The following is a 5,701-nucleotide window of genomic DNA, read 5'->3' on the forward strand; positions in this document are numbered from 1 at the left end:
GTCCGGCACCGCGGCCTCGCAGGCGGGGCCGCGCCGCGGGCAGCGCGGCGCGAAGGCGCAGCCGGGCGGCATGGCGCCGGGGTCCGGCACGCCGCCGGGAATGGCCGCGAGCGGCCGCCGCGGCCCCTCGATGGGCGGCAGGGCGCCGAGCAGCCCCTGGGTGTAGGGATGCGCCGCGGCCTCGAACAGCCGCGCGGCCGGCGCCTCCTCCACCACGCGGCCGGCATACATGACGGCCACGCGGTCGCAGGTGTCCGCCACCACGCCCAGGTCGTGGCTGATCAGCACCAGCGCCATCCCCGTCTCCCGCTGCAGCGCCCGCAGCAGGTCGAGGATCTGCGCCTGGATGGTGACGTCGAGCGCGGTGGTGGGCTCGTCCGCCACCAGCAGCTCGGGCTGCCCGGCCAGCGCCATGGCGATCATCACCCGCTGGTTCTGCCCGCCCGAGAGCTCATGCGGGTAGGCGTCCAGCCGTCGCGCGGCATCGGGGATGCCGACCTGGTCGAACAGCCGCTTCGCCTCCGCCCGCGCCGCGGCACCGCGCAGGCCGCGATGCAGCGCCAGCGCCTCCGTCACCTGGCGGCCAATCCGGTGCACCGGGTTCAGGCTGCTGGCGGGGTCCTGGAAGATCATGGCGACGCGGCCGCCGCGGATGCGGTCCAGCACCGCAGGCGGCGCGCCGAGCAATTCCTCGCCATGCAGGGTCACGCTGCCGGTGACGCGCGCCCGGGCCGGCAGCAGGCCGAGCGCGGCGAGCCAGGTGACCGACTTGCCGCAGCCGCTTTCGCCCACCAGCCCCAGCGCCTCCCCCGGCGCCACGGCGAGGTCGATGCCGCGCAGCGCCGGCACGCCGTCGAAGGCGACGGCCAGGTTCCGCAGGGCGACCGGCATCTCAGGCGCCCCAATTGCCCGGGCGGAAATCCATGGCGAAGGCCGGGCTGGCCTTCCAGCGGATGTCGCGGCGCTTCGCCGTGAAGGTCGCGTTCTGGTGCAGCACGGCATAGGCCGGGTCTTCCCGCTCGGCGATCTCCAGCAGGCGGCGGAAGACCTGGCGGCGGCGGGCCCGGTCGGTGCCGGTCTCGAGCTCGACCGACAGGCGGTTCAGCTCCTCATTCGCGTATTCGCCGACCTGCTGCTGCTGCCCGTTCGGGCCGTGCTGGTTCACCAGCGACGACACCGGGTCGTTGAAGGCGGCGCTGTTCGACCAGTCCCGCACCGCCCGGGTCGGCGAGCGTTCCAAGATCTGCGACCAGTTCTCCTTCATCTCGATCTGCACGTTCAGGCCGACCTCGCGCCACATCTCCACCAGCACCTGCGCCGTGGCGTTCTGGTTGGTGTAGTAGTTGTTGAGCAGGCGGTAGGGGATGGGGTCGCCGCGGTAGCCGGCCTCCCGCAGCAGGCGGCGCGCCTCGGCGGGGTCGTAGGCCGGCACGGCCCAGTCGGCGATCAGCATGTCGCCTTAGAAATCCCATTGCAGGCCCTTCGGCACCACGGTGCGGCCGGCCCACAGCGCCTCGACTATCGCCTGGCGGTCGATGGCATGGGTGAAGGCGCGGCGCACCCGCGCGTCGCGCAGCTGCGCATGGGTCTTGTCGAACACCGTCAGCCGGTGGTTCAGGATGGTGCCGCCCTGCACCTCGAAGGCGCGGTTGCGCTCGATGCCTGGGATCTGGTCGGGCGGGATGTCGCAGGCGAACTGGTAGGTGCCCGACAGCAGGCCGTTGATCCGGCTGGCGACCTCCGGCACCTCCAGGAAGCGGATCTCGCGCAGCGGCGGCCGGCCGCCCCAGTAGTCGTCATGCGCGGCATAGGTCAGGGACTGGTCGGGGCGGAATTCCACCACCTTGTAGGGGCCGGTGGTGACGGGCCGGCGGGCCCATTCGAGCCAGGTCGCCGCCTCCTCGAAGCCGCGCCGGCTCATCACGTTGCTGCCGTAGCGCGACAGCCTTCCTTCCATGGTCACGTCCGGCGTGGCGTTGTGGAAGCGCACGGTGTAGCGGTCCACCGCCTCCACCCGTTCCAGCGCCGGCCAGGACCGGCGGGCGACGGCCGGCACCTCCGGCGGCAATTCCTTGCCCGGGCGCGGCGTCGGCAGTGCCTCCCCGATCGGGATGGTGCGGCCCTGCGCCGTCGCCGGCGTGTTGCCGAACATGCGCTCCCGCCCGAAGGAGAAGACGACGTCCTCGGCCGTCATCTCGTCGCCATTGTGGAAGCGCACGCCGCGGCGCAGCGAAACCTCCACCACGCTGTCCGACAGCCGCCGCCATTCGGTGGCGAGGCCGGGGGCGGAGCGCAGGTCGCCCAGCCAGTCGCGGCCGATCAGGCTCTCCCACAGGGAGGTGAGGAAGATCCGCTCCCCCACATTGGACTGTTCGCGCAGCACTTCCAGCGTGTTGGTGTTGCTGATCTTCTGCACGGCGATGGTGATGGCCGGCCGCTGGTCGGCCTGGGCCAAAGCGGGCATGGCCAGCAGCGACGGCGCGGCCAGCAGGGTGCGGCGGTGAAGCATCCTCTGTCTCTCCGGTCTCAGCCTTGCGGGGCGGCGCGGTCCTCGAGACCGCCGGGGGTGGCGCGGAAGGCGGTCAGCGTGCGTTCGGCATGCAGCAGCCGCCAGGACAGGGCGCGCTGTGCATAATCCTTCACCAGCCCGGCATGCGCCGGGTCCTCGGCCAGGTTGCGGAACTGGTGCGGGTCGGCCGCCAGGTCGAAGAACAGCGGCGGCAGCGCGGCGAAGTGGACGTATTTGTACCGGGCGTCCTGCACGGCGCAGAGGCTACAGGCATCCATCGGCAGGCCGAGATCGCCCTCGGGCTGCGAATAGAACACGTCGCGGAAGTCGTATTCGTAGTGCAGCAGGTCGCGCCAGCCGGCGGGCGGCCCGCCCTGCAGCAGCGGCAGCAGGGACGCGCCGTCGCAGGCGCGCGGCGGCGTGCCGCCCAGCCAGTCGAGGATCGTGGGCATGACGTCCACGCTTTCGGTGAAGGCGGTCTCCACCTCGCCGCCGCGGCGGCTGCGCCCGCCCTCCTTCACCACCAGCGGGATGCGGAAGCTCTCGTCGAAATAGCCGATCTTGCCGAGCAGCCAGTGGTCGCCGAGCTGCTCGCCATGGTCGCTGGTGAAGATCACCAGCGTGTCCTCCCACTGACCCGTCTCCTGCAGGTAGTCGAAGACCCGGCCGAGATTGTCGTCGATCTCGCTGATCAGCCCGGCATAGGTGGCGCGCATCTGGCGGATGGCGGCCGCGTCCAGCGCCGTCGCGGCGCCGCCGGCGCCGTGGAAGAAGGACCCCTGGGAGATGCCGCGCAGGTAGAAGTCCAGCAGCGGGTGCTGCTGCGCTTCCTGCCGCCAGGTGGCGGCGCGCACCGGCCCCGGCATGTCGTCCGGGCGGTACATCGCATGGTAGGGCGCCGGCGCGATGAAGGGCGGATGCGGGCGGTAGTAGCCCAGATGCAGGAACCAGGGCCTGTCGCCGCGGCCTTTCAGGTAGGTCAGCGCCCGGTCGGTGAAATAGGCGCTGTCGGAGAGGTCCGCCGGGATGCGGCAGGGGCGGTCGGTGACGCCGGGCACCGCATCTTCCCCATGATCATACCCCTGGGGCAGCCAGATATCCTCCCGCCGCGGCGGCAGCGGGAAGCCCTTGTGCGCCAGCCAGCCGAAATAGCCGTCCATCGTCGGCTCGAAGGCGCCGACGCTGCGGAAGCCGTCCATCAGGTCGCCGAGCGAGGTGAAGCGCGGGTCGCGCGGGCCGGTGGTGCGCGGGTCGGGCGTCGTCGTCGTGTAGCCGATCAGCGCCGGGTCGTAGCCGATGGCCCGCAGCGCGCGGCCCAGGTTCATGTGGCGCGCATCCAGCGGCACGGTGTTCTGCACCGCGCGGTGGTTCATGAGGTACAGGCCGGTCAGCAGGCTGGCGCGGGCCGGGCCGCAGGGCACGGCGGTGGTGACATGGTTGGCGAAGGTCACGCCTTCGCGGCACAGCCGGTCGAGGTTCGGTGTGCGCAGGAAGCCGGCGCCGAGATGCGGGACGAAATCCGCCCGCCACTGATCCACGACGATCAGCAGCACGTTCCGTCGCCCCATGTCGTGCCTCCGCATCCCGGCGAAGCGCTAAGCCGCCCGGGAGACGTCCGCATGACGGGCCCGAGTAGCTTTCGTGACACCGCGCCGGCGGGGCGGCGGGCGGGCCGGCCAGGGCCCGCCGCCGCCCGGCCGGTCAGCCGCCCACCAGCCGGAGATGCCCGGCCGCCGGCCGCGGCCGGCGCGCCGCCAGCCAGGCGCAGAGGTCGTCGCAGGGCATCGGCCGGGCGAAGTGGAAGCCCTGGCCATGCGTGAAGCGCAGGCGCTCGGCGGCGGCCAGTTCCTCCGGCGTCTCGATGCCTTCGGCGACCAGCGGCTTCCCCAGCGCCTCGGCCAGCGCGACGATCGACCGGACCACCGCCTGCCGGGCCTGCGTCGCGGCATCGCGCGCCGGCAGCGCCATGGCGATGGTGAAGCTGCGGTCCACCTTGATGATGTCCACCGGGAAGCGGGTCACGTAGTTCAGCGAGGAATAGCCGGAGCCGAAATCGTCGAGCGCGAGCCGCAGGCCGAGGCCGGAGAGGTCGGCCAGGACCTGCGCCGCCCGGCGCTCATCGCCGAACAGGGCGGTTTCCGTGATCTCCAGCACGATGCGCCGCGGCGGCACCGCATGCCGCGCGAGCAGCGCCTGGATCTGGGAAGCCAGGTCGTCCGTGACCTGCCCGGCGGAGAGATTGGCGGTGACGTAGAATTCCGGGTCGCCGGCGGCGGCGGCCAGCCGGCCGGCCGCCGCCACGACCCGGCCCAGGATCATCCGGCCGAGGACGGCGATCTGGCCCGACTGCTCGGCGGCGCGGATCACCGCATCCGGCGGGACAGGGCCGAGATCGGGATGCCGGAAGCGGACCAGCGCCTCGGCGCCGCTCACCCTGCGCGAGGCGAGCGCCAGCACCGGCTGGAAATGCATCTCGAGGCCGTCGGTCTCGATCGCCTGCCGCACCACCGCTTCCAGGACCCGGCGCTGCCCGATCTCCTGCGCGATGGCCGGGCCGAACGGGATGCTGCGGTTGCGGCCGGCCCGCTTCGCCTCGTACATCGCCGCATCGGCGGCGGTCAGCAGCCCGTCCAGCGTCGACCCGTCGTCCGGGAAGCGGGCGACGCCGATGCTTGCCAGCGTCTCGAGCGTGAGGTCGGGAAGCCGCAGCGGCGCCCGCAGCGCAGCCAGCAGGCGGTCGGCCAGCGGCCGCCCGGTCTCCTCCGCCGGGTCGGCGGGGACCAGCACGGCGAATTCGTCGCCGCCCAGGCGCGCCACCAGCGCCGCGTCGCCGGCGGCGCGGCGGAGCCGGTCCGCCACCGCGACCAGCAGGCGGTCGCCCATCGCATGGCCATGCGTGTCGTTGACCCATTTGAACCGGTCGAAGTCGAGCGAGAGCAGCAGCCCGCCCCGGTCGGCGCGCGCCAGCCCGGCCAGCATCGCCTCCGCCCGCTGCGCGAAGCCCAGGCGGTTCGCCAGCCCGGTCAGTGGGTCGGTCAGCGCCATGTGCTCCAGCCGGCGTTCCGCATCCTTCAGAGTCCATCCGGGATCATGTTCTGGTTTGGCAGAGCCTTCGCAGCATGAGGCGGACGGAGGCCCAGCGCAGGAAGCACAGGCCTGACCGGTTCAGGCACTCCCAGTCCTTGGCGAGCC

3 protein-coding genes and 1 pseudogene are annotated in these 5,701 nt (G+C 72.5%); all 4 read right to left on the bottom strand.

The features are described from left to right. A partial coding sequence (locus E2C05_RS28045) for an ABC transporter ATP-binding protein (RefSeq protein WP_133222940.1) occupies window positions 1-891 on the bottom strand: 891 nt, incomplete at its 3' end. Between the two features lies 1 nt (window position 892). Further along, window positions 893-2,509 (bottom strand): annotated as a pseudogene (locus E2C05_RS28050) (ABC transporter substrate-binding protein). Between the two features lie 17 nt (window positions 2,510-2,526). Next, a complete protein-coding gene (gene pehA, locus E2C05_RS28055; protein WP_133222941.1) occupies window positions 2,527-4,077 on the bottom strand; it encodes a phosphoric/sulfuric ester hydrolase PehA in 1,551 nt (516 codons plus the stop codon). A 133-nt stretch (window positions 4,078-4,210) separates the two neighbouring features. Then, window positions 4,211-5,554: a putative bifunctional diguanylate cyclase/phosphodiesterase gene (locus tag E2C05_RS28060; protein ID WP_133222942.1), complete on the bottom strand. Its 1,344-nt coding sequence runs from the start codon at window positions 5,552-5,554 to the stop codon at window positions 4,211-4,213. Window positions 5,555-5,701: the final 147 nt, after the last annotated feature.

Origin of the sequence: Paracraurococcus ruber, from assembly GCF_004353985.1 — a bacterium.
In the GTDB taxonomy this organism is placed as follows: domain Bacteria; phylum Pseudomonadota; class Alphaproteobacteria; order Acetobacterales; family Acetobacteraceae; genus Paracraurococcus; species Paracraurococcus ruber.